1 rRNA gene is annotated in these 1,873 nt (G+C 56.3%); it reads right to left on the reverse strand.

Going from position 1 to position 1,873, the window contains the following annotated elements:
* Positions 1 to 172: 172 nt before the first annotated feature.
* Positions 173 to 1,697: ribosomal RNA gene (locus E2F48_RS17165) — 16S ribosomal RNA — on the reverse strand.
* Positions 1,698 to 1,873: the final 176 nt, after the last annotated feature.

Raw genomic sequence — 1,873 nt, forward strand, 5'->3', positions numbered from 1 at the left:
CGGCAGCACCAGGGCGCCGTACTAACGGCAACCGGGAAAAGAACCCAAACTATTCATTGATATTCCACCCATGAGCACCCACCGCGGAACAAACGCCCGCGCAATGGGCATACTCCTCGAAGCCGCACATCCAACACAGTGGAAGCACGCACGGACTCCAGGCGCTCCTTAGAAAGGAGGTGATCCAGCCGCACCTTCCGGTACGGCTACCTTGTTACGACTTAGTCCCAATCGCCGGTCCCACCTTCGACGGCTCCCTCCCACAAGGGGTTAGGCCACCGGCTTCGGGTGTTACCAACTTTCGTGACTTGACGGGCGGTGTGTACAAGGCCCGGGAACGTATTCACCGCAGCGTTGCTGATCTGCGATTACTAGCGACTCCAACTTCATGAGGTCGAGTTGCAGACCTCAATCCGAACTGAGACCGGCTTTTTGGGATTAGCTCCACCTCACAGTATCGCAACCCTTTGTACCGGCCATTGTAGCATGCGTGAAGCCCAAGACATAAGGGGCATGATGATTTGACGTCGTCCCCACCTTCCTCCGAGTTGACCCCGGCAGTCTCCCATGAGTCCCCGGCATAACCCGCTGGCAACATGGAACGAGGGTTGCGCTCGTTGCGGGACTTAACCCAACATCTCACGACACGAGCTGACGACAACCATGCACCACCTGTAAACCGGCCACAAGTGGCTGACACATCTCTGCGCCATTCCGGTTCATGTCAAGCCTTGGTAAGGTTCTTCGCGTTGCATCGAATTAATCCGCATGCTCCGCCGCTTGTGCGGGCCCCCGTCAATTCCTTTGAGTTTTAGCCTTGCGGCCGTACTCCCCAGGCGGGGCACTTAATGCGTTAGCTACGGCGCGGAAAACGTGGAATGTCCCCCACACCTAGTGCCCAACGTTTACGGCATGGACTACCAGGGTATCTAATCCTGTTCGCTCCCCATGCTTTCGCTCCTCAGCGTCAGTTACAGCCCAGAGACCTGCCTTCGCCATCGGTGTTCCTCCTGATATCTGCGCATTTCACCGCTACACCAGGAATTCCAGTCTCCCCTACTGCACTCTAGTCTGCCCGTACCCACCGCAGATCCGGAGTTAAGCCCCGGACTTTCACGGCAGACGCGACAAACCGCCTACGAGCTCTTTACGCCCAATAATTCCGGATAACGCTTGCGCCCTACGTATTACCGCGGCTGCTGGCACGTAGTTAGCCGGCGCTTCTTCTGCAGGTACCGTCACTTTCGCTTCTTCCCTACTGAAAGAGGTTTACAACCCGAAGGCCTTCATCCCTCACGCGGCGTCGCTGCATCAGGCTTGCGCCCATTGTGCAATATTCCCCACTGCTGCCTCCCGTAGGAGTCTGGGCCGTGTCTCAGTCCCAGTGTGGCCGGTCACCCTCTCAGGCCGGCTACCCGTCGTCGCCTTGGTGGGCCATTACCCCGCCAACAAGCTGATAGGCCGCGAGTCCATCCAAAACCGCAATAAAGCTTTCCACCACCAGGCCATGCGGCCGGCAGTCATATCCGGTATTAGACCCGGTTTCCCAGGCTTATCCCAGAGTCAAGGGCAGGTTACTCACGTGTTACTCACCCGTTCGCCACTAATCCACCAGCAAGCTGGCTTCATCGTTCGACTTGCATGTGTTAAGCACGCCGCCAGCGTTCATCCTGAGCCAGGATCAAACTCTCCGTAAATGCATTACAGACACAACAGAAACCCCCGGGAAAACGGGAACCCCTGCTGCACAAAATTCGAAACCAGCCAAAAAAACCAGCCCACCACACGCAAATGCGGCAGACCAGCCAATTCAACCAATCAAAAAACAATCGGTATCAACAAACTTGGCACACTATTGAGTTCTCAAACAACA

The organism is Arthrobacter crusticola, assembly GCF_004357995.1.
Classification (GTDB): Bacteria; Actinomycetota; Actinomycetes; order Actinomycetales; family Micrococcaceae; genus Arthrobacter_D; species Arthrobacter_D crusticola.